General features: G+C 59.9%; 17 protein-coding genes. 15 read left to right on the top strand and 2 right to left on the bottom strand.

From position 1 onward, the window contains the following. Window positions 1-6: 6 nt before the first annotated feature. The 5 genes from hscA to sseB all read left to right on the top strand — a co-directional run bounded on the left by hscA (window position 7) and on the right by sseB (window position 4,664). A complete protein-coding gene (gene hscA / locus CW267_RS12755; RefSeq protein WP_023298073.1) occupies window positions 7-1,857 on the top strand; it encodes a Fe-S protein assembly chaperone HscA in 1,851 nt (616 codons plus the stop codon). Window position 1,858: 1 nt separating this feature from the next. Continuing rightward, window positions 1,859-2,194: an ISC system 2Fe-2S type ferredoxin gene (gene fdx / locus CW267_RS12750; protein ID WP_004201872.1), complete on the top strand. Its 336-nt coding sequence runs from the start codon at window positions 1,859-1,861 to the stop codon at window positions 2,192-2,194. 1 nt (window position 2,195) lies between these two features. Continuing rightward, a complete protein-coding gene (iscX, locus tag CW267_RS12745; protein ID WP_002913954.1) occupies window positions 2,196-2,396 on the top strand; it encodes a Fe-S cluster assembly protein IscX in 201 nt (66 codons plus the stop codon). Between the two features lie 107 nt (window positions 2,397-2,503). Next, window positions 2,504-3,790 (top strand): aminopeptidase PepB, encoded by a 1,287-nt coding sequence (gene pepB / locus CW267_RS12740; RefSeq protein WP_100781382.1) that lies wholly within the window; start codon window positions 2,504-2,506, stop codon window positions 3,788-3,790. A 97-nt stretch (window positions 3,791-3,887) separates the two neighbouring features. Then, window positions 3,888-4,664: an enhanced serine sensitivity protein SseB gene (gene sseB, locus CW267_RS12735; protein ID WP_012540874.1), complete on the top strand. Its 777-nt coding sequence runs from the start codon at window positions 3,888-3,890 to the stop codon at window positions 4,662-4,664. 70 nt (window positions 4,665-4,734) lie between these two features. Here sseB and CW267_RS12730 read toward each other — a convergent pair whose 3' ends face one another. Beyond that, window positions 4,735-5,577, bottom strand: coding sequence for a hypothetical protein (locus CW267_RS12730; protein WP_038421646.1), 843 nt, complete (start codon window positions 5,575-5,577; stop codon window positions 4,735-4,737). A gap of 226 nt (window positions 5,578-5,803) precedes the next feature. Then, window positions 5,804-6,661, bottom strand: a complete 858-nt coding sequence (gene sseA / locus CW267_RS12725; RefSeq protein ID WP_012967442.1) for a 3-mercaptopyruvate sulfurtransferase — start codon at window positions 6,659-6,661, stop codon at window positions 5,804-5,806. A 206-nt stretch (window positions 6,662-6,867) separates the two neighbouring features. Between sseA and CW267_RS12720 the strand changes: the two genes are divergently transcribed. From CW267_RS12720 to der, 10 genes are all read left to right on the top strand, one after another. Continuing rightward, entirely contained in the window at window positions 6,868-11,817 is a 4,950-nt protein-coding gene (locus CW267_RS12720) for an alpha-2-macroglobulin family protein (RefSeq protein WP_039102423.1), read from the top strand. Further along, window positions 11,818-14,142 (top strand): peptidoglycan glycosyltransferase PbpC, encoded by a 2,325-nt coding sequence (gene pbpC / locus CW267_RS12715; protein WP_100781383.1) that lies wholly within the window; start codon window positions 11,818-11,820, stop codon window positions 14,140-14,142. A gap of 160 nt (window positions 14,143-14,302) precedes the next feature. Next, window positions 14,303-14,734 carry a nucleoside-diphosphate kinase gene (gene ndk, locus CW267_RS12710; protein ID WP_004144312.1) on the top strand — a complete coding sequence of 144 codons (432 nt, stop codon included), beginning with the start codon at window positions 14,303-14,305 and terminating at the stop codon, window positions 14,732-14,734. 483 nt (window positions 14,735-15,217) lie between these two features. Next, the gene (locus CW267_RS12700) at window positions 15,218-16,384 is read left to right on the top strand and encodes a bifunctional tRNA (adenosine(37)-C2)-methyltransferase TrmG/ribosomal RNA large subunit methyltransferase RlmN (RefSeq protein ID WP_008803802.1); all 1,167 of its coding nucleotides are present in this window, start codon (window positions 15,218-15,220) and stop codon (window positions 16,382-16,384) included. Between the two features lie 276 nt (window positions 16,385-16,660). Further along, window positions 16,661-17,653, top strand: coding sequence for a cytoskeleton protein RodZ (rodZ, locus tag CW267_RS12695; RefSeq protein WP_032730938.1), 993 nt, complete (start codon window positions 16,661-16,663; stop codon window positions 17,651-17,653). A gap of 26 nt (window positions 17,654-17,679) precedes the next feature. After that, window positions 17,680-18,801 (top strand): flavodoxin-dependent (E)-4-hydroxy-3-methylbut-2-enyl-diphosphate synthase, encoded by a 1,122-nt coding sequence (gene ispG, locus CW267_RS12690; protein ID WP_008803805.1) that lies wholly within the window; start codon window positions 17,680-17,682, stop codon window positions 18,799-18,801. 91 nt (window positions 18,802-18,892) lie between these two features. Continuing rightward, on the top strand, window positions 18,893-20,167 hold the full coding sequence (hisS, locus tag CW267_RS12685) for a histidine--tRNA ligase (RefSeq protein WP_012967446.1): 1,275 nt from the start codon (window positions 18,893-18,895) through the stop codon (window positions 20,165-20,167). A gap of 34 nt (window positions 20,168-20,201) precedes the next feature. After that, entirely contained in the window at window positions 20,202-20,822 is a 621-nt protein-coding gene (locus CW267_RS12680; protein ID WP_004201892.1) for a YfgM family protein, read from the top strand. Window positions 20,823-20,832: 10 nt separating this feature from the next. Beyond that, window positions 20,833-22,011 (top strand): outer membrane protein assembly factor BamB, encoded by a 1,179-nt coding sequence (gene bamB / locus CW267_RS12675; protein WP_008803807.1) that lies wholly within the window; start codon window positions 20,833-20,835, stop codon window positions 22,009-22,011. Between the two features lie 113 nt (window positions 22,012-22,124). Continuing rightward, on the top strand, window positions 22,125-23,384 hold a 1,260-nt coding region (der, locus tag CW267_RS12670), incomplete at its 3' end, for a ribosome biogenesis GTPase Der (RefSeq protein WP_101148628.1).

The raw sequence follows: 23,384 nt of genomic DNA, 5'->3' as shown, positions 1-23,384 counted from the left end.
GCAATTATGGCCTTATTACAAATTAGTGAGCCCGGCCTGAGCGCCGCGCCGCACCAGCGTCGTCTGGCGGCCGGTATCGACCTGGGCACCACCAATTCTCTGGTGGCTACCGTGCGTAGCGGCCAGGCCGAAACCTTGCCCGACCATCAAGGCCGCTATCTGCTGCCGTCGGTGGTGAACTACCACGCTTCGGGGCTGACCGTCGGCTATGATGCCCGGCTTAACGCCGCCCAGGATCCTGCCAATACCATCAGCTCGGTGAAGCGAATGATGGGGCGCTCCCTCGCCGATATTCAAAACCGCTACCCGCATCTGCCGTATCAGCTGCAGGCCAGTGAAAACGGCCTGCCGATGATCCAGACCGCCGGCGGCCTGCTGAACCCGATTCGCGTCTCCGCCGACATCCTGAAAGCGCTGGCTGCCCGGGCAACCGAAGCGCTGGCTGGTGAACTCGACGGCGTGGTGATCACCGTTCCCGCTTATTTCGACGACGCTCAGCGTCAGGGGACCAAAGACGCGGCGCGTCTGGCGGGGCTGCACGTGCTGCGCCTGCTCAATGAGCCGACCGCGGCGGCTATCGCCTACGGCCTCGATTCCGGTCAGGAAGGGGTAATTGCGGTCTACGATCTCGGCGGCGGCACCTTTGATATTTCCATTCTGCGCTTAAGCCGCGGGGTGTTTGAAGTGCTGGCGACCGGCGGTGACTCGGCGCTCGGCGGCGATGATTTCGACCATCTGCTGGCCGACTATCTGCGCGAGCAGGCGGGCTTCAGCGACCGCAGCGATAACCGCCAGCAGCGTGAGCTGCTGGATGCCGCCATCGCGGCGAAAATCGCCCTCAGCGATGCCGAGGCAGCGCACGTCGAGGTCGGCGGCTGGCAGGGCGATATCACCCGCAGCCAGTTTAACGATCTGATTGCCCCGCTGGTAAAACGCACTTTACTGGCCTGCCGTCGCGCGCTGAAAGACGCCGGCGTTGAGGCGCAAGAGGTGCTGGAAGTGGTGATGGTCGGCGGTTCCACTCGCGTGCCGCTGGTGCGCGAACGCGTTGGCGAATTCTTTGGCCGCACCCCGCTGACCTCCATCGACCCGGACAAAGTCGTCGCCATCGGCGCGGCGATTCAGGCGGATATTCTGGTCGGCAACAAGCCGGACAGCGAACTGCTGCTGCTCGACGTTATCCCGCTGTCGTTAGGGCTGGAGACCATGGGCGGCCTGGTGGAGAAAGTGATCCCGCGTAATACCACCATTCCGGTGGCCCGCGCGCAGGAGTTTACCACCTTCAAAGATGGTCAGACGGCGATGTCCATTCATGTGATGCAGGGCGAGCGTGAGCTGGTGCAGGATTGCCGCTCGCTGGCGCGTTTTGCGCTGCGCGGGATCCCGGCTCTGCCAGCGGGCGGGGCGCATATTCGCGTCACCTTCCAGGTCGATGCCGACGGTCTGCTGAGCGTCACGGCGATGGAAAAATCGACCGGCGTGGAAGCCTCTATCCAGGTGAAACCGTCTTACGGTCTGACCGATGGCGAAATCGCCACCATGATTAAAGATTCGATGAGCTACGCCGAACAGGATGTCCAGGCGCGCATGCTGGCTGAACAGAAAGTGGAAGCCGCCCGCGTCCTGGAGAGCCTGACAAGCGCGCTGGCCGCCGACGCCGCGCTGTTAAGCGCCGCAGAGCGTCAGGTTATCGATGCTGCTGCGGAGCAGGTACGCGCCGCGGCGGCAGGCGACGACGCCGACGCCATTAAAGAAGCGATTAAAAATATCGACACACAAACCCAGGAATTCGCCGCCCGCCGTATGGATCAGTCGGTCCGTATCGCGCTGAAAGGCCAATCCGTGGACGAGGTTTAAAATGCCAAAAATTGTATTTCTGCCCCACCAGGACCTGTGTCCGGATGGCATCGTTGTGGAAGCTGAGACTGGTGAAACTATTCTGGATGCGGCGCTGCGTAGCGGCATCGAGATTGAACACGCCTGCGAAAAATCCTGTGCCTGCACCACCTGCCACTGCATCGTGCGTGAAGGCTTTGACTCGCTGGCGGAAAGTACCGAAGATGAAGACGATATGCTGGATAAAGCCTGGGGACTGGAACCGGACAGCCGCCTGAGCTGCCAGGCGCGCGTCACCGACGAAGATCTGGTCGTTGAGATCCCGCGTTACACCATCAACCACGCACGCGAGCATTAATATGGCACTGAAATGGACCGACAGCCGTGAAATCGGCGAAGCGCTGTACGACGCTTATCCGGATCTCGATCCGAAAACCGTTCGCTTTACCGACATGCATCAGTGGATTTGCGATCTGGAAGAGTTCGATGACGACCCAAACGCATCCAATGAAAAAATTCTCGAGGCGATTCTGTTAGTCTGGTTAGACGAAGCCGAATAATTTTCGCGTTATGATTTATGCGACGGTATTAAGTCGGATGAATCATCGAGCGAGAGAACATTACGGGCTGCCATACGGTGGCCCGTTTGCTAAGAAGGATAATGATAATGACCGAAGCCATGAAGATTACGCTTTCTACTCAGCCAGCCGATGCGCGCTGGGGAGAAAAGGCGTCTTACAGCATTAATAACGACGGCATCGCCCTGCATCTCAACGGCAAAGACGACCTGGGCCTGATTCAGCGCGCGGCGCGTAAAATTGACGGTATGGGCATCAAACATGTCGCGTTAAGCGGCGAAGGCTGGGACACCGACCGCGCGTGGGCGTTCTGGGCGGGTTATAAAGGTCCGAAAGGCACCCGTAAAGTTGAATGGCCGACCCTGGACGATGCGCAGCGTAGCGAGCTGGACAACCGTCTGACCATTATTGACTGGGTGCGCGACACCATCAACGCGCCGGCGGAAGAGCTGGGCCCGGAGCAGCTGGCACAGCGCGCCGTGGACCTGCTGTGCAGCGTGGCGGGCGAGCAGATGAGCTATCGCATCACCAAAGGCGAAGATCTGCGTGAGCAGGGCTATCTCGGTCTGCACACCGTAGGCCGCGGCTCCGAGCGTCCGCCGGTCCTGCTGGCGCTGGATTATAACCCGACCGGCGATAAAGAAGCCCCGGTATACGCCTGCCTGGTGGGCAAAGGCATCACTTTTGATTCCGGCGGCTACAGCATCAAACAGAGCGCCTTTATGGATTCAATGAAATCCGATATGGGCGGCGCGGCGACCATCACCGGCGCGCTGGCTTTTGCCATTACCCGCGGGCTGAACAAGCGCGTGAAGCTCTACCTGTGCTGCGCCGACAACCTGATCAGCGGTAACGCCTTTAAACTCGGCGATATTATTCATTATCGTAGCGGCAAAACCGTTGAAGTGATGAACACTGACGCCGAAGGCCGCCTGGTGCTGGCGGATGGCCTGATTGACGCTTCGGCGCAGAAGCCGGCGCTGATCATCGATGCCGCCACCCTGACCGGCGCGGCGAAAACCGCGTTGGGTAATGACTACCACGCGCTGTTCAGCTTTGACGATGCGCTGGCGAATCGCCTGCTGGCGAGCGCCCAGGCGGAAAACGAAGCCTTCTGGCGTCTGCCGCTGGCCGAGTTCCACCGCAACCAGCTGCCGTCGAACTTCGCTGAACTGAACAACACCGGCAGTGCCGCCTATCCGGCTGGCGCCAGTACCGCGGCGGGTTTCCTGTCCCACTTCGTGGAAAACTACCATCAGGGCTGGCTGCATATCGACTGTTCGGCAACCTACCGTAAATCTGCCGTTGAGCAGTGGTCGGCGGGCGCGACGGGTCTTGGCGTGCGTACCATTGCTAACCTGCTGACGGCTGAGTAACGGCCTTGCCGGGGGCGCTACGCTTACCCGGCCAGGAAAACCGTATGCCCGCGTGGACGAATGGCCGCCGGGCAATTCATTGTGAAGTAGCCAAACTATGTCTGATACGAAAAATGAATTAGAAACCCTGCTGGAAAAAGCGGCGACTGAGCCCGCCCACCGTCCGGCATTTTTCAGCGCGCTGCTGGAGGCGACCGTCTGGGTACCCGGCAGTGCAGCCGATGGTGAGCAGATTGTCGAAGACAGCGCGCTGGATCTGCAGCACTGGGAAAAAGATGACGGCAGCTCGGTGATCCCGTTCTTTACCTCGCTGGAGGCGCTGCAGCAGGCGGTGGAAGACGAACAGGCTTTCGTGATGATGCCGGCCCGTACGCTGATGGCGATGACGCTGGGCGAATCGCTGTTCCTCAACCCGAAGCTGCCGAGCGGCAAAGAGTTCACCCCGCGTGAAATCAGCCATCTGCTCGGGGAAGAGGGCAGCCCGCTCAGCACCCAGACGGTGCTGGAAGGGGGCGAAGCGCTGTTATTGTCTGAAGTCGCTGACCCGCCGGCGCAGATGGTCGATTCGCTGACCACGCTGTTCAAAACGCTGAAAACCGTCAAGCGGGCGTTTCTGTGCTCGATTAAAGAGAGCGCCGACGCGCCGGCCAACTTGTTGATCGGTATTGAAGCGGAAGGGGATATTGAATCCGTTATCCAGACCACCGGCAGCGTGGCGACCGATACCCTGCCCGGCGATGAGCCGATCGATATTTGTCAGGTGGTGGAAGGCGAGAAGGGCATCAGCCACTTTATGATTGCCCATATCACACCGTTCTATGAAAAGCGCTGGGGCAGCTTCCTGCGCGATTTCAAACAAAACCGCATTATCTGACCGCGGGGGCGGCTGCCCCCGCTGTTTCTTTATGCTTCCAGTGTGAGGCCGAAAATCGGCTTTGCCAGGGTTAATGCAGCGCAGCAAAGATCCGCGGATAGGCTGACACCATGTTATAGATAAGGAATCCCGTCACACACAGCGTGACAATGCCGTTGAAGAGCGCCATATCCCCACGCCATGCCCGACATCTCTCCTCACCCAGCAAAGAACGTAGCGCTGCCACCAGCCCGCCGATCAGCATAAACGCCAGTAACACCCCTGCCATCTGGGCGATAACAATGTACCAGCCCAGCGGCGTATTCACGCCCCGGGCGCTCATCAGCGCGATCTGTGCCGGCAAAATCGTCTGGAACCCCAGCGTGAGTATCATGAGAAGGCGCAGGTCCGCCAGCTGAGCGTCGAACGTGCGGGCCAGACGCCGGGCGTCACGCAGGAGCAGCACCCCTGACGCCACCGCCGCGGCAACGCTGACGTGCTGGAGAATAAAAATATATAACGCCAGGGTCCCGGATCCGACCCGGGATAAAAAGAACAGATTGCAAAAGACGATGATCAGCAGGCCAAATTTTATGCCCCAGGCACGGAGTACCTCGCCGGGCCAGCGCCGGCTTGACGCAGGGTTATGCATCATCCACGCGGCAAGGGTCGACTTACCGTAACCGGGCGCGAGCAGCACCATCAGAAAACCCAGCAGCGCCTGATGGCCATAGGTGATCAGCGGGACCTCTTCCAGAGTGACCCCGAGAAAGCGGGTATAAACAGAAACCGGCGCAGGCACCAGGCTTAACCATATCCGGTTCCATTGCGGCCAAAAATAAAGAATGACGCCGCCCGCCAGCAGGCCAGCTATGCCTCCCAGCCAGGGACGGCGCGGTGAATCAGCAGAATGTGGGTTGGAGACTAATGCCATTTTCACTCCTTGTGGTGACATCAGATTGGGACGGACTGGATGCGCTATCAGTCCTGAGGAATTCCGTACCGGTGCTCTGCCTCCTCATCAGGCAAAGCGAATACGGCAGGTACAAACCCTGCGGCAGCACAGAGTAACCGGTTTAGCGAGAAGCAGAAGGAGGGGAGAGGGAAAATCAGAAATTATTTAGTGGCCGCGGGACGGGAGGCCCGCGGTCACGCCGTGTTTACGGAGCGGCAGAGGCCGGTTCAATCGGCAGATCGCTCCGCGCGCCCCATTCGCTCCAGGAGCCGTCGTACAGGCAGACGCCGTTCACGCCAAGCGTGGTGAGCGCCAGCACGACCACCGCCGCTGTCACCCCCGATCCGCAGCTGGCGATGATTGGCCGTTCAAAATCGACACCCTGACGTAAAAAGATGTCGTTCAGCTCGTCGACGGTTTTCAGTTCGCCGTTAATCACCAGCTCCGTCCACGGCACGTTAAGCGCGCCAGGGATATGCCCGCGACGCAGGCCCGGGCGCGGTTCGTCGGCCTGGCCGTTAAACCGGGCCGCCGGACGCGCATCGACAATCTGCGCCGACCCTTCATGGCTGACCAGCAGGACGTCGGTCAGGCGCTTAATTTGTTGGGGATCGAAACGCACGTCGAATTCCCCTTCGGCCACCTCGGGCACGCCTTGCTCCAGCGGCAGTTCGTCACGTCGCCAGCCCTCCAGCCCACCGGCCAGTATGGACACCTTCTCCACGCCAAAGGTGCGCAGCATCCACCAGGCGCGAGGCGCGGAAAACAGATTGCCTTCGTCATAAACCACCAGGTGCTTATCGCTGCAGACGCCCAGCTCGCGCATGGCGACGGCAAACGCCTCGGCGCGCGGCATCATATGCGGCAGCGGGCTGGTGTGATCGGACAGCGCCTCGATATCGAAAAACAGCGCGTTCGGCACGTGGCCGGCGCGGTATTCCGCGGCCATATCGCGCAGGGCCTCCTGCCCGGCGGGCGCCATACGGGCGTCGATAATCTGGATCTCCGGGTCATCAATATGTTCTGCCAGCCAGTCGGCGGCGACAAAAAACGAGGTGGACATGGGTGCCTCCGTTTTACAATTCATGACTGAATTGTCGGCGTTTTATCTCACGCTGACAAGTTAAGGACGTCAGAGTGGGGACGACGTCACGGCACTTTTCTGATTAATCGGCAGAAACCCGCGTCATCACTGTTGAGAAGTGCCGCCTTAACGCATAATAAAAAGTGATAATTTGCATCAGGCCCACCGGCCGAGGGGTTAGAAGGATGAAACCATTTCGTTTAGCGGCGCTGTCACTGGCGCTCCTTACCGCATTTTCATTAACCGGGTGTGATGACAGCGGTACGCCGCAGGCCACGGCCCCGGCGCCAGCTGCGGATAGCAACCCAGGCGCGACGGCAAAACCGGACCGCGTCCAGCTGGCGGCGCTGGCGGAAAAAAGCCAGGGCAAAGCGCTGACGCTGCTCGACGCCTCGGAGGTGCAACTGGATGGCGCCGCGACCCTGGTGCTGACGTTTTCTGTGCCGCTGCAGCCGGACCAGGATTTCTCCCGCAGCGTGCATCTGGTCGACAAGAAAAGCGGTAAGGTCGACGGTGCCTGGGAACTGGCGCCGAATCTGAAAGAGCTGCGTCTGCGTCACCTTGAGCCAAAGCGAGAGCTGATTGTCTCGGTCGACCCGACGCTGACCGCCCTGAACAAGGCCACGCTCGACAAACCGTTTGAGAAGACCCTGACCACCCGCGATATCGCACCGAGCGTTGGGTTTGCCAGCCGCGGCTCGCTGCTGCCGGGCAACGTGGTCGCCGGGCTGCCGGTGATGGCGCTGAACGTCGACAATGTCGATGTCAATTTCTTCCGTATTAAGCCGGAATCACTCTCCGCGTTTGTCAGCCAGTGGGAATACCGTAACTCGTTAAGCAACTGGGAGTCTGACGAGCTGCTGAAGATGGCGGATCTGGTCTATACCGGCCGCTTCGATCTCAACCCGGCACGCAATACCCGCGAAAAGCTGCTGCTGCCGCTGAACGATATCAAGCCGCTCCAGCAGCCGGGCGTCTACGTGGCGGTGATGAACCCGGCGGGCCATTATAGCTACAGCAACGCGGCGACGCTGTTTACCCTCAGCGATATCGGCGTCTCGGCGCATCGCTACCACAATCGGCTGGACGTCTTTACCCAGAGCCTGGAAAACGGCGCCGCCCAGTCTGGTATCGACGTCCAGCTGCTCAACGCCAAAGGGCAGACCCTGGCGGAGGCGAAAAGCGACAGCCAGGGCCACGTTACTCTGCAAACCGATAAAGAAGCCGCGCTGCTGCTGGCGCGTAAAGAGGGGCAGACGACGCTGCTGGATCTCAAGTTGCCGGCGCTGGATCTGGCGGAATTCTCTATCGCAGGGGCGCCCGGTTTTAGCAAACAGTTCTTTATGTTTGGCCCGCGCGATCTCTATCGGCCGGGCGAAACGGTGATCCTCAATGCGCTGTTGCGCGATAGCGACGGCAAGCCGCTGGCGGAGCAGCCGGTGAAGCTGGAGGTGGTTCAGCCGGACGGCCAGGTGATCCGTTCGGTGATGAGCAAACCGGTGAATGGTCTGTACCAGTTCACTTATCCGCTTGACAGCGGCGCGGCTACCGGCATGTGGCACATTCGCGCCAGCACCGGCGATAACCAGCCGCGCGAGTGGGACTTCCACGTCGAAGACTTTATGCCGGAACGCATGGCCCTGAACCTGACGCCGCAGGCCGAGCCAGTCGCGCCGGATGCCGACGTCACCTTTGCCGTCAGCGGCGCTTATCTCTACGGCGCGCCGGCCAGCGGCAACCAGCTGCAGGGCAAGCTGTTCCTGCGCCCGCTGCGCGACGCCGTCGCCGCGCTGCCGGGCTTCCAGTTCGGCGATATTGCGGAAGAAAACCTCTCCCGTAGTCTGGATGAAGTCCAGCTGACGCTGGACGAAAAAGGCCATGGCGAAGTGACCACCTCAAGCCAGTGGCAGGATAGCCATTCGCCGCTGCAGGTGGTGTTGCAGGCGAGCCTGCTGGAATCCGGGGGGCGTCCGGTGACCCGTACCGTACAGCAGCCGATCTGGCCCGCCGGGGCGCTGCCGGGGATCCGCCCGCAATTTACGCTGAAGGACGTTTACGATTACCGCACCGATACCACCGTGAAGCAGCCGGTGGTCGATGAGAACAGTAACGCTGCGTTTGATATCGTCTATGCCGACGCCAAAGGCGAGAAAAAAGCGGTCTCGGGCCTGCAGGTACGGCTGATCCGCGAGCGCCGCGACTACTACTGGAACTGGTCCGATAGCGAAGGCTGGCAGTCGCAGTTCGATCAGAAAGATCTGCAGGAGGGCGAGGAGTCGCTGGATCTGCAGGCCGGACAAACCGGCAAAGTGAGCTTCCCGGTAGAGTGGGGCTCATATCGCCTGGAGGTGAAAGGGCCGGACGACGTGGTCAGCAGCGTGCGCTTCTGGGCCGGCTATAGCTGGCAGGATAACAGCGAAGGTACCGGCGCGGCGCGTCCTGATCGGGTCACCATGAAGCTGGATAAACCGAGTTATAAACCGGGCGACACCATCAAGCTGCACATCGCCGCCCCGGCGGCGGGTAAAGGCTACGCGATGGTGGAATCCAGCGAAGGGCCGCTGTGGTGGCAGGAAATTGACGTCCCGGCGGAGGGGATGGATTTGTCTATTCCGGTGGATAAAGCCTGGAACCGCCACGATCTCTACCTCAGCACGCTGGTGGTTCGCCCCGGCGATAAATCCCGCTCGGCGACGCCGAAACGCGCGGTCGGCCTGCTGCATCTGCCGCTGGGCGATGAAAACCGCCGCCTGACGCTGGCGCTGGAGGCTCCGGACAAAATGCGCCCCAACCAGCCGCTGACGGTGAAAGTGAAAGCCAGCGTCAAAGAGGGCGAGGCGCCGAAACAGGTCAACGTCCTGCTCTCGGCGGTGGATAGCGGGGTACTGAATATCACCGATTACGCTACCCCGGATCCGTGGAACGCCTTCTTTGGCCAGAAGCGTTACGGCGCAGATATCTATGACATCTACGGCCAGGTGATCGAAGGGCAGGGACGTGTGGCCAGCCTGCGCTTCGGCGGCGATGGCGACGAGTTAAAACGCGGCGGCAAACCGCCGGTCAACCACGTGACGATCGTCGCCCAGCAGGCGCAGCCGGTGGTATTGAACGATCAGGGCGAAGGCACGGTGACGTTACCCATTGGCGATTTTAACGGCGAGCTGCGGGTGATGGCCCAGGCGTGGACGGCGGATGACTTCGGCAGCAGCGAAGATAAAGTGGTGGTGGCCGCCCCGGTCATCGCCGAACTGAACACCCCGCGCTTCCTCGCCAGCGGCGATACCACACGGCTGGCGCTGGATCTCAGCAATCTAACCGATAAACCGCAAACCCTGCAGGTACATCTTACCGCCAGCGGGCTGGTGACCTTGACCGATGGCCAACTGCCACCGGTGCAACTGGCGCCGGGGGCGCGCAGCACGCTGTTTATACCGGTGAGCGCGCTGGCGGGATTCGGCGATGGTCAGGTCAATGCTACTATCAGCGGCCTGAGTCTGCCGGGAGAAACCTTCGCCCCGCTGCAGAAACAGTGGAGAATCGGCGTCCGTCCGGCGTTCCCGGCCCAGACTGTCAACAGCGGCGCGGTGCTACAGCCCGGCGAAAGCTGGCAGGCGCCGGCGGCGCAGAGCCAGGGGTTCGCCCCGCAAACGCTGCAGGGCCAACTGCTGCTCAGCGGGAAACCGCCGTTGAACCTCGCGCGCTATATCCGTGAGCTGAAAGCCTATCCTTACGGCTGCCTTGAGCAGACCGCCAGCGGCCTGTTCCCGTCGCTGTACACCAGCGCGGCGCAGCTAAAAGCGCTGGGCATCAGCGGCGATAGCGATGAAAAACGCCGCGCGGCAATCGATGTTGGTATCTCACGCCTGCTGCAGATGCAACTGGAAAATGGCGGCTTTGCGTTGTGGGATAAAGAGGGGCCGGAAGAGTACTGGCTGACCGCCTACGCCATGGACTTCCTCGTCCGCGCGGGCGAGCAGGGCTATAGCGTACCGGTCAACGCCATTAATAAAGGTAACGAACGCCTGCTGCGCTATCTGCAGGAGCCGGGGCTGATGACCGTGCGCTACAGCGATGACGCCCAGGCCAGCCGCTTTGCCGCCCAGGCATACGCCGCGCTGGTGCTGGCGCGTCAGCAAAAAGCCCCGCTCGGCGCCTTGCGTGAAATCTGGAGCCGTCACGACCAGGCGCGATCCGGCTTGCCGCTGCTGCAGCTCGGCATTGCGCTGAAAACCATGGGCGATGCGCCGCGCGGCGATGAGGCCATGAAGCTGGCGGTTGCCACCCCGCGCCAGGATGAGAATCGTTGGCTGGGCGATTACGGTAGCCCGCTTCGCGATGACGCCCTGAAGCTGGCGCTGCTGGAAGAGAACAGGCTGCTGCCGGAGGTGCAAAACACGCTGTTGAGCACGCTGTCGGAAGAGGCCTACGGCCAGCGCTGGCTGTCGACCCAGGAAACCAACGCCCTGTTCCTTGCCGGACGTACGCTTGCCGACCTGCCGGGCAACTGGCAGGCGCAAACCTCGCTGCAGGCTGAGCCGCTGGCCGGCGACAAAGCGCAAACCCGTAACCTCGACGGCGATCGGCTGGCGACGCTGCAGGTGAGTAATACCGGCAGTCAGCCGCTGTGGCTGCGTCTCGACAGCAGCGGCTATCCGCAAAGCGCGCCACAGCCGGGCGGCAACGTGTTGGGGATTGAACGCGCTATTTTCGATACCCACGGCCAGCAGAAATCGCTGACCTCGTTGCGCAGCGGCGAACTGGTGCTGGTGAAGCTGGAGGTGACCGCCAAACGCAATGTGCCTGACGCGCTGGTGGTTGAACTGTTGCCTGCCGGTCTGGAGCTGGAAAACCAGAATCTGGCCAACAGCAGCGCCAGCCTGCAGGAGAATGGCGACGCGGTGCAAAATCTCCTTAACCAGATGCAGCAGGCGGATATTCAGCATATCGAGTTCCGTGACGACCGTTTCGTCGCCGCTGTCGCTGTCAATGAAGGCCAGCCGGTGACGCTGGTCTATCTGGCGCGGGCGGTAACGCCAGGCACTTATCAGGTCCCGCAGCCCCAGGTGGAATCGATGTATGTGCCGCAGTGGCGGGCGACCGGGGCGGCCAGCGGTCCGCTCACCGTGACGCCGTAAATGCGCGTATTGCCTCGGGTAAAACGCCGCTGGCGCTGGCTGGCGGCGTTTATTTTTCTGCTGTGGCTGGCGGTGCTGGCCGCCGATCGCCTGTGGCCGCTGCCGCTGCAGGACGTCACGCCTGCCCGCGTGGTGGTGGCGGAAGACGGCACGCCGCTCTGGCGCTTTGCCGATGCGCAGGGCGTCTGGCGTTATCCGGTGACTCTCGCCGACGTGTCGCCGCGCTATCTGCAGGCGCTCATCCAGTATGAAGACCGCTGGTTCTGGAAACATCCTGGGGTCAATCCCTTCGCGGTGCTGCGCGCCGCCTGGCAGGATTTAACCTCCGGGCGGGTCATTTCCGGCGGCAGCACGCTCACCATGCAGGTGGCGCGTCTGCTCGACCCTCATCCGCGCACCTTCGGCGGCAAGCTACGCCAGCTATGGCGGGCGCTGCAGCTGGAGTGGCATCTGTCAAAAAACGACATTCTTACCCTCTATCTGAACCGCGCGCCGTTTGGCGGCACCTTACAGGGGATCGGCGCGGCCAGCTGGGCTTATCTTGGCAAACCGCCCGCTCAGCTCAGCTACGGCGAGGCGGCGCTGCTGGCGGTGCTGCCCCAGGCGCCCAGTCGTTTGCGCCCGGACCGCTGGCCGCAGCGGGCCCAGGCGGCGCGCGATAAAGTCCTCACGCGCATGGTCAGCCAGGGCGTCTGGCCGCAACGGCCGGTACAGGAAGCGATGGAAGAACCTGTATGGCTATTCCCGCGGCAGATGCCGCAGCTGGCGCCGCTTTTTTCACGCCGGGCGCTGGCGACCAGTCGCGACGAAAAGGTGACGACAACGCTCGATGCCGGGCTCCAGCGGCAGCTTGAGGATCTGGCGCTGAACTGGAAATCGCGCCTGTCGCCGCGCAGCTCACTGGCGATTGTTGTCGTCGATCACACGGATATGAAAGTCCGCGGCTGGGTGGGATCGGCGGATATCACCGACGACAGCCGCTTCGGCCATATTGATATGGTCTCGGCGGTGCGTTCGCCGGGATCGGTGCTGAAACCCTTTGTCTACGCGATGGCGATGGATGACGGGCTGATCCATCCGGCGTCGTTATTACAGGATGTTCCACGACGCTTTAGCGATTATCGTCCCGGCAATTTTGACAGCGGATTTCATGGCCCGGTGAGCGTCAGCGAGGCGCTGGTGCGCTCCCTGAATCTGCCGGCGGTGCAGGTGCTTGAAGCCTACGGGCCCAAACGTTTCGCGGCGAATTTACGCAACGCCGGGCTGCCCCTGACGCTGCCCGCTGGCGCAGAGCCGAACCTGTCGCTGATCCTCGGTGGGGCCGGGGCACGGCTGGAAGATATCGTCGCGGCGTACAGCGCCTTTGCCCGTCACGGCAAGGCGGCGCGGCTGCGCCTGAAGCCCGACGACCCGCTGGTGGAAAGATCGCTGATGTCACCCGGCGCGGCGTGGATTGTCCGGCGCATTTTGGCTGGCGAAGCGCAACCGGTTCCCGATGCCTCACTGCCGCAAGTGGTGCCGCTGGCGTGGAAAACCGGTACCAGCTATGGCTATCGCGATGCGTGGGCGGTCGGCCTCAATGCGCGATATCTGATAGGTATCTGGACCGGACGGCCAGACGGTACGCCGGTGGTGGGCCAGTTTGGCTTCGCCAGCGCCGTGCCGCTGTTAAACCAGGTCAATAATCTGTTGCTGGCGCGCCAGGCGATGAGCCGCGGCGGGCTGCCGGTCGACCCGCGCCCGCAAACGGTGAGCCGCGGGACTATTTGCTGGCCAGGCGGGCAGGATCTACCGGCCGGTGACAGCAACTGCCGCCGGCGCTTAGCCAACTGGCTGCTGGATGCCAGCCAGCCACCGACGCTGCTGCTGCCCGGGCAGGAGGGCGTGCGCGGGATCCGCTTCCCGGTGTGGCGCAACGCAGCAGGGGAAAGGGTGGCCGCGGATTGTCCGGGTGCGACTGAAGTCGTTATTGATGTCTGGCCGCTGCCGCTGGAACCGTGGCTGCCGGCCAGCGAGCGCCGTCGCGCGCGTCTGGGGCCGGTATCGAAAGTGTGCCCACCGTTGCAAACTCAGAATGCCGCGCCGCTGGTGTTGTCAGGTATTCGCGAAGGGGCGGTGATAAAACGTCTGCCGGGCGAGGCGCGGGTGATGTTACCCGTGCAAACCAGCGGTGGAGAAGGGCGGCGCTGGTGGTTTATCAACGGCCAGCCGTTAGACGCCGCCGGTGCGACAACCACGCTAACGCTGGATAAGCCTGGCGAGTGGCAGCTGGTGGTCATGGATGAGGCTGGGCAAACGGCGGCCGCCAGTTTCACCCTGCAATAACCAGGGTAAATTTGTTGTTGGCAGTTTGTGTTTCCAATACTCATCTTATTTTAACAAAATGTTACCTTCATCCGTAGGCATCGCCGACGTTGCTCATTATAATGCGCGCCAGGCCATACGATCGTATGCGCAACAACAGAACATTTAATTAGAGGTAATCATGGCTATTGAACGTACTTTTTCCATCATCAAACCAAACGCGGTGGCAAAAAACGTTATTGGCAGCATCTTTTCTCGCTTTGAAGCTGCAGGGTTCAAAATCGTCGGCACCAAAATGCTGCATCTGACCGTTGAGCAGGCTCGCGGTTTCTATGCTGAGCACGAAGGTCGTCCGTTCTTCGATGGTCTGGTTGAATTCATGACCTCCGGCCCGATCGTGGTTTCCGTACTGGAAGGCGAAAATGCGGTTCAGCGTCACCGTGACCTGCTGGGCGCCACCAACCCGGCGAACGCCCTGGCCGGTACCCTGCGCGCTGACTACGCTGATAGCTTCACTGAGAACGGCACCCATGGTTCCGATTCTGTAGAATCCGCTGCTCGCGAAATCGCGTTCTTCTTTGCTGAAGGCGAGGTTTGCCCGCGCACTCGCTAATCTCCTGCGTCTTTCACGCCACAGCATTGTTGGCTTCCTTCGCGCACCCCGGTCACATAGTTATCTATGCTCCCGGGGATTTGCGAACTCGCCGCCTCGCTGTGACCTGAAATACTTTGGAGATACAAACCTCGTCTTTTCGACCGTCGCGGCGTTGGCTGCGCGCGTTCACCCCGGTCACATAGTTATCTATGCTCCCGGGGATTAATGAGAGGCTCCTGCCTCTCACCGGAGGCCAGCCTACGGCTGGTCAAATTCGTTCCCGACGAATTTGTCACTTGCTTGCCGCCTTGCGACAATCGAAAAGCCTTAGAGGATTGAGCAGTCAGTTACAGATTTTTTATCATTGCTTTGTGCAAACGTGGCAATGATGCGCCAGAATTTGTAGAATACAGCGCCCCTGGACGAGCAGTCGCTCTCCGGGGCGTTTCTTTTTCAACCCACCTGGGGCCATAACGTGTAATAACGAGGCCGGAAAACATTATGTCTGAACAAATTGTCACGCCTGATACCGCCGCTCTGACGGTGCCGAACAAAGATGCCAAAATCAACCTGCTGGATTTAAACCGTCAGCAGATGCGCGAGTTTTTTAAAAACATGGGCGAGAAGCCTTTCCGCGCCGATCAGGTGATGAAATGGATGTATCACTACTGCTGCGACGACTTTGATGAAATGACCGACATCAACAAAGTCCTGCGCGGCAAACTGAAAGAAGTCGCTGAGATCCGTGCCCCGGAAGTGGTGGAAGAGCAACGCTCAACCGACGGCACCATCAAATGGGCGATCGCCGTTGGCGATCAGCGCGTTGAGACCGTCTATATCCCGGAAGAAGACCGCGCCACCCTGTGCGTCTCTTCACAGGTAGGCTGTGCGCTGGAATGTAAATTCTGCTCCACCGCTCAGCAGGGCTTTAACCGCAACCTGCGGGTGTCCGAAATTATTGGCCAGGTCTGGCGCGCGGCGAAAATCGTCGGCGCGGTGAAGACCACCGGCGTGCGTCCGATCACCAACGTGGTAATGATGGGCATGGGCGAGCCGCTGCTGAACCTCAACAACGTCGTCCCGGCGATGGAAATCATGCTGGATGACTTCGGTTTTGGTCTCTCCAAACGTCGCGTCACCCTGTCGACGTCTGGCGTGGTGCCGGCGCTGGATAAGCTCGGCGATATGATCGACGTTGCGCTGGCGATTTCCCTGCACGCGCCGAACGACACCATTCGTGACGAAATCGTCCCGATCAACAAAAAATACAACATCGAGACCTTCCTCAACTCGGTGCGTGGTTATATTTCGAAGTCCAACGCCAACCAGGGCCGGGTGACCATCGAGTACGTCATGCTGGATCACGTCAACGACGGTACCGAGCACGCCCACGAGCTGGCGGCGCTGCTGAAGGACACCCCGTGCAAGATCAACCTGATCCCATGGAACCCCTTCCCGGGGGCGCCTTACGGCCGTAGCTCCAACAGCCGCATCGACCGTTTCTCCAAGGTCCTGATGGAATATGGATTTACGACCATCGTGCGTAAAACCCGCGGTGACGATATTGATGCCGCCTGCGGCCAGCTGGCGGGCGATGTTATTGACCGTACCAAGCGCACGCTGCGTAAGCGGATGCAGGGTGAAGCGATTGACGTAAAAGCGGTCTGACAAATGATGACCCGTGCAGCACAGGCGGCGCGGGTCATATTTATGACCAATAACCAGGCGAAATACGCTGATTCAGTTAATAATTACGGTGCGTTTTTGTCGACTTTGAGGCAGTATGTAGCGGCACAACAACCGCTTAGCATTCAATTTTGATTCGTCTCTGTGATCGCGCGCCTGACAGTCCTATACTGTGAGGCTGACGTACCACAGATGTCTCGCGGCGCCGGCGTTTTCCCGCGCTGAACTTTAAATTTCACGTACCAGTAGTTGTAGCGAATGAATACTGAAGCCACTCAAGATCATCAAGAAGCAAACACCACGGGCGCGCGTTTGCGTCACGCCCGCGAACAACTCGGACTTAGCCAGCAAGCGGTGGCCGAACGCTTATGCCTGAAGGTGTCCACGGTTCGTGATATTGAAGACGATAAGGCACCTGCCGACCTCGCTTCCACCTTCCTGCGCGGTTACATCCGCTCCTACGCTCGCCTCGTACATATCCCTGAAGAAGAACTGCTGCCGATGATGGCCAAGCAAGCGCCTATCCGTGCGGCAAAGGTCGCGCCAATGCAGAGCTTCTCTTTAGGCAAGCGTCGCAAAAAGCGCGATGGCTGGCTGATGAGCTTTACCTGGCTGGTGCTGTTTGTGGTTATCGGCCTGAGCGGTGCCTGGTGGTGGCAAGACCATAAGGCGCAGCAGGAAGAGATCTCGACCATGGCCGATCAGTCTTCCGCTGAGCTGAACGGCGGTGACGCCAACAGCCAGAACGTGCCGCTGGATACCAGCGCGCCGGTAGACTCAGGCACCGATAGCGCCGCGAACAGCGCGCCAACCGATACCGCCAGCGCACCGACCACCAGCGCCCCGGCTCAGACGCCAGCGGACAATAACGCGGTCGTGGCACCTTCTCAGGCTAATGTCGATACCGCCGGAACGGCCCCGACGACCCCGGCAACGCCGGCCTCGCCGTTACCGACCGATCAGGCGAACGTCACGACCCCAGCGGCGTCGGCACAGGATCTGGTGATGAACTTTTCCGCCGACTGCTGGCTGGAAGTGAGCGATGCCACCGGTAAAAAACTGTTCAGCGGCCTGCAGCGTAAAGGTGGCAACCTGAACCTGAGCGGTCAGGCGCCGTATAAACTGAAAATTGGCGCCCCGGCAGCGGTACAGATCCAGTTCCTCGGCAAGCCAGTCGATTTGAGTCGTTTTATCAGAACTAACCAGGTTGCGCGTCTGACCCTCAATGCCGAACAATCACCGGCGCAGTAACAGACGGGTAACGCGGGAGATTTTTCATGCATAACCAGGCTCCGATTCAACGTAGAAAATCTAAACGTATTTACGTTGGTAATGTGCCAATTGGCGATGGGGCCCCCATCGCCGTCCAGTCAATGACCAATACGCGTACCACCGATGTGGCCGCGACGGTAAGCCAAATCAAAGCGTTAGAGCGCGTCGGCGCGGACATCGTCCGCGTCTCTGTTCCGACGATGGATGCCGCCGAAGCGTTCAAACTGATCAAACAGCAGGTCAACGTCCCGCTGGTCGCCGATATCCATTTTGACTACCGTATCGCGCTGAAAGTCGCCGAATACGGTGTTGACTGCCTGCGTATCAACCCGGGCAACATCGGCAACGAAGAGCGCATTCGCACGGTTGTGGACTGCGCACGCGATAAAAACATTCCTATCCGCATCGGCGTCAACGCCGGCTCGCTGGAAAAAGATCTGCAGGAAAAATATGGCGAGCCGACGCCGCAGGCGCTGCTCGAATCGGCTATGCGCCACGTCGATCATCTCGATCGCCTCAACTTCGATCAGTTTAAAGTCAGCGTTAAAGCCTCCGACGTCTTCCTGGCGGTAGAGTCTTATCGCCTGCTGGCGAAACAGATCGATCAGCCGCTGCATCTCGGGATCACCGAAGCGGGTGGGGCACGCAGCGGCGCGGTGAAGTCCGCGATCGGCCTGGGCCTGCTGTTATCCGAGGGGATCGGCGATACGCTGCGCGTCTCGCTGGCGGCGGATCCGGTGGAAGAGATCAAGGTCGGCTTCGATATCCTCAAGTCCCTGCGCATTCGTGCTCGCGGCATTAACTTCATTGCCTGCCCAACCTGCTCGCGTCAGGAGTTTGACGTTATCGGTACGGTCAACGCCCTGGAGCAGCGTCTGGAAGATATCATCACCCCGATGGATGTTTCGATCATCGGCTGCGTGGTGAATGGTCCGGGCGAAGCGCTGGTCTCCACCCTCGGCGTGACCGGCGGCAACAAGAAAAGCGGCCTGTATGAAGACGGCGTGCGTAAAGATCGACTGGACAACGACGACATGATCGACCAGCTGGAAGCGCGTATTCGTGCCAAAGCCTCGATGCTCGATGAAGCCCGTCGTATTGACGTTCAACAGCTTGAAGCAAAATAACGTGTTGGGAAGCGATACGCTTCCCGTGTATGATTGAACCTGCGGGCGCAAGGCGCCGGGGTTCATTTTTGTATATATAAAGAGAATAAACGTGGCAAAGAACATTCAAGCCATCCGTGGCATGAACGATTATCTGCCGGGCGAAACCGCTCTCTGGCAGCGCATTGAAGGCTCACTGAAGCAGGTGCTCGGTAGCTACGGTTACAGCGAAATCCGTTTGCCGATTGTAGAGCAGACCCCGTTATTCAAACGCGCGATCGGCGAAGTGACCGACGTGGTTGAAAAAGAGATGTACACCTTTGAGGACCGCAACGGCGACAGCCTGACGCTGCGTCCGGAAGGGACGGCGGGCTGCGTACGTGCCGGCATCGAACATGGTCTGCTGTACAATCAAGAACAGCGTCTGTGGTACGTCGGGCCAATGTTCCGCCACGAGCGTCCGCAGAAAGGTCGCTACCGCCAGTTCCACCAGATCGGCGCCGAAGTGTTTGGCCTGCAGGGCCCGGACATCGATGCCGAGCTGATTATGCTGACCGCGCGCTGGTGGCGTGAGCTGGGCATCTCCGATCACGTCAGCCTTGAGCTGAACTCCATCGGTTCGCTGGAAGCGCGTGCCAACTACCGCGACGCGCTGGTCGCTTACCTGGAGCAGTTTACCGATAAACTGGATGAAGACAGCAAACGCCGGATGTACACCAACCCGCTGCGTGTGCTGGACTCCAAGAACCCGGACGTGCAGGCGCTGCTGAACGACGCGCCGGCGCTCGGCGACTACCTCGACGAAGAGTCGAAAACCCACTTTGCCGGCCTGTGCGCGCTGCTCGACGATGCCGGGATCCGCTACACCGTCAACCAGCGTCTGGTACGCGGCCTCGACTACTATAACCGTACCGTGTTCGAGTGGGTAACCACCAGCCTCGGTTCCCAGGGCACCGTCTGCGCCGGCGGCCGCTACGACGGTCTGGTTGAGCAGCTTGGCGGTCGTGCCACCCCGGGCGTGGGCTTTGCTATGGGGCTGGAACGTCTTGTTTTACTGGTCCAGGCAGTGAATCCGGAATTTAAAGCCGATCCTGTTGTCGATATATACCTGGTAGCCTCCGGGACCGATACTCAGTCTGCTGCAATGCGTCTGGCTGAGCAGGTTCGCGATGCGCTGCCCGGCGTCAAGCTGATGACCAACCACGGCGGCGGCAACTTTAAGAAGCAGTTTGCCCGCGCCGATAAGTGGGGCGCCCGTATCGCCCTAGTGGTCGGTGAGTCAGAGATCGCTGACGGAAACGTGGTAGTGAAGGATTTACGCTCAGGTGAGCAAACTACCGTAACGCAGGAGAGCGTTGCCGCGCATTTGCGCACACTTCTGGGTTAATCTCCCGGGAATTATTAGTCAGGAGAAGGACTGCGTGGAAACTTTTAACAACGAGAACGATCAGGTCGATGCGCTGAAGCGCTTCTTTGCCGAAAACGGCAAAGCGCTGGCGGTCGGGGTGATTTTAGGGATTGGCGCGCTGGTTGGCTGGCGCTACTGGACCTCCCATCAGCAGGATACGGCCAGAGACGCGTCTCTGGCTTACGAACAGGCGACTTCCGCGCTGAAATCGAATACGCCAGAAGTACTGTCAGGGGCGGAGAAATTCGCGGCTGACAATAAAAATACCTACGGCGCCTTCGCCTCTCTCGAGCTGGCACAGCATTTTGTTGAACAGAACGATCTGCCTAACGCTGAAAAGCAGCTGCAGCAGGGGCTGGCGGCCGCGTCTGATGATAACCTGAAATCGGTTATCAGCATGCGTCTTGCCCGCGTTCAGCTGCAGATGAAACAGGCTGATGCGGCGCTGAAAACCCTCGACAGCATCAAAGGTGAGGGCTGGACCGCCATTGTGGCCGATTTGCGCGGCGAAATTCTGTTGAGCAAAGGCGATAAGCAAGGGGCCCGTGCGGCGTGGGAAGCTGGCGTGAAAAGCGATGCTTCTCCTGCGCTCAGCGAAATGATGCGTATGAAAATGAATAATTTGTCCATCTGAGAGGGACTCGATGCAATTGCGTAAATTACTTTTGCCAGGGCTGCTTTCCGTTACCTTGCTGAGCGGGTGTTCGCTGTTTAATAGCGAAGAAGATGTGGTGAAAATGTCACCGCTGCCGACGGTAGAAAACCAGTTTACGCCGTCCACGTCCTGGAGCACCTCGGTTGGCGATGGTATCGGCGAATTTTACTCTAACCTTCATCCGGCCTTCGCCGACGGCGTAGTGTATGCTGCTGACCGTAAAGGCACCGTCAAAGCGCTGAACGCAGACGACGGCAAAGAGGTGTGGTCTGTGAACCTGGCGGAGAAAGATGGCTGGTTCTCGCGCGTGCCAGCGCTGCTTTCCGGCGGTGTGACCGTCTCTGGCGGCCATGTTTATATTGGCAGTGAGAAAGCGCAGCTGTATGCGCTGAATACCAGCGATGGTACCGTTGCCTGGCAAACCCGCGTTGCTGGCGAGGCGCTGTCGCGACCAGTGGTGAGCGATGGCATGGTGCTGGTGCATACCAGTAACGGCCAGCTGCAGGCGTTGAATGAGACCGATGGTGCCGTGAAGTGGACCGTTAACCTCGATATGCCGGCACTCTCCCTGCGCGGCGAGTCTGCGCCTGCGACCGCTTATGGCGCGGCGATCGTCGGCGGCGACAACGGCCGCGTCAGTGCAGTATTGATGCAGCAGGGGCAGATGATTTGGCAGCAGCGTATTTCTACGGCCACCGGCCCGACGGAAATTGACCGCCTGAACGACGTCGACACGACGCCGATCATCGTTAACGGTGTGGTTTATGCGCTGGCTTATAACGGTAACCTGACCGCGCTGGACCTGCGTAGCGGCCAGATTATGTGGAAACGCGAGCTGGGTTCGGTGAATGATTTCATCGTCGATGGTAACCGTATCTACCTGGTTGACCAGAACGATCGCCTGCTGGCACTGACCACCGATGGTGGTGTGACCCTGTGGACGCAAAGCGATCTGCTGCACCGTTTGCTGACCGCGCCGGTGTTGTATAATGGCAATCTGGTCGTCGGTGATAGCGAAGGCTACATGCACTGGGTGAATCCGGAAGATGGCCATTTTGTGGCACAGCAGAAAGTCGATAGTTCCGGCTTCCTGACCGATCCGGTGGTTGCAGATGGTCGACTGCTGATCCAGGCGAAAGACGGTACGCTGTACGCGATTACGCGTTAATTACCGCTGTCGTGAATGATTAAGAAACGGCCCCTGGCAGACAGGGGCCGTTTTGACTTTTTTAAAAACGTCGTTAAGACGATGTTGCTTAGTGATTGTATGAGGCATTTAACATGATACCTGTGGTCGCGCTTGTCGGGCGCCCTAACGTTGGAAAATCCACGCTCTTTAACCGCCTGACGCGCACTCGTGATGCGCTGGTTGCGGATTTCCCGGGGCTGACTCGTGACCGTAAGTACGGTCGGGCCGAAGTCGAAGGCCGCGAATTCATCTGTATCGATACCGGTGGTATTGATGGTACGGAAGAGGGCGTGGAAACCCGGATGGCGGAGCAGTCGCTGTTGGCTATCGAAGAGGCCGATGTGGTGCTGTTTATGGTCGATGCGCGCGCAGGCCTGATGCCGGCGGACATCGCCATCGCTAAACATCTGCGCTCTCGTGAAAAGCCCACCTTCCTGGTGGCCAATAAAACCGACGGCATCGATGTCGACCAGGCGATGGCGGACTTCTGGTCCTTAGGCCTGGGTGATATCTATCCTATCGCTGCTTCGCACGGCCGCGGCGTGACCAGCCTGCTGGAGCAGGCCCTGCTGCCATGGGTGGATGAGATCAGCCCGCAGGAAGAGGTGGATGAAGACGCCGAATACTGGGCAAAATTCGAAGCCGAGCAGAATGGTGAAGCGGAAGAAGAGCCGGAGGACGACTTCAATCCGCAGGATCTGCCGATCAAGCTGGCGATTGTTGGACGCCCTAACGTCGGTAAATCAACCCTCACCAACCGCATCCTCGGTGAAGATCGCGTGGTGGTTTACGATATGCCGGGCACCACCCGCGACAGTATTTACATCCCGATGCAGCGTGACGAGCGTGAATATGTGCTCATCGATACCGCCGGGGTACGTAAGCGCGGGAAAATCACCGACGTCGTGGAAAAGTTCTCGGTGATCAAAACGCTGCAGGCGATTGAAGACGCCAACGTCGTGCTGCTGGTGATCGATGCTCGCGAAGGGATCTCCGATCAGGACCTCTCGCTGCTGGGCTTTATCCTCAACAGCGGTCGTTCGCTGGTGATCGTTGTCAACAAGTGGGATGGCCTGAGTCAGGAAGTGAAGGAGCAGGTGAAGGAGACCCTCGACTATCGTCTGGGCTTTATCGACTTTGCCCGGGTGCACTTCATCTCCGCCCTGCACGGTAGCGGCGTCGGCAACCTGTTTGAATCGGTACGCGAAGCCTATGACAGCGCCACCCGCCGCGTAAGCACCGCGATGCTGACCCGGATCATGAACATGGCGGCGGAAGATCATCAGCCACCGCTGGTGCGTGGCCGTCGCGTGAAGCTGAAATATGCCCACGCCGGGGGCTACAACCCGCCT

Source organism: Klebsiella sp. X1-16S-Nf21 (assembly GCF_002837615.1).
Classification (GTDB): domain Bacteria; phylum Pseudomonadota; class Gammaproteobacteria; order Enterobacterales; family Enterobacteriaceae; genus Klebsiella; species Klebsiella variicola.
The sequence above is the reverse complement of the archived record's forward strand: the minus strand, read 5'-3'. Positions and strand labels throughout refer to the sequence as shown.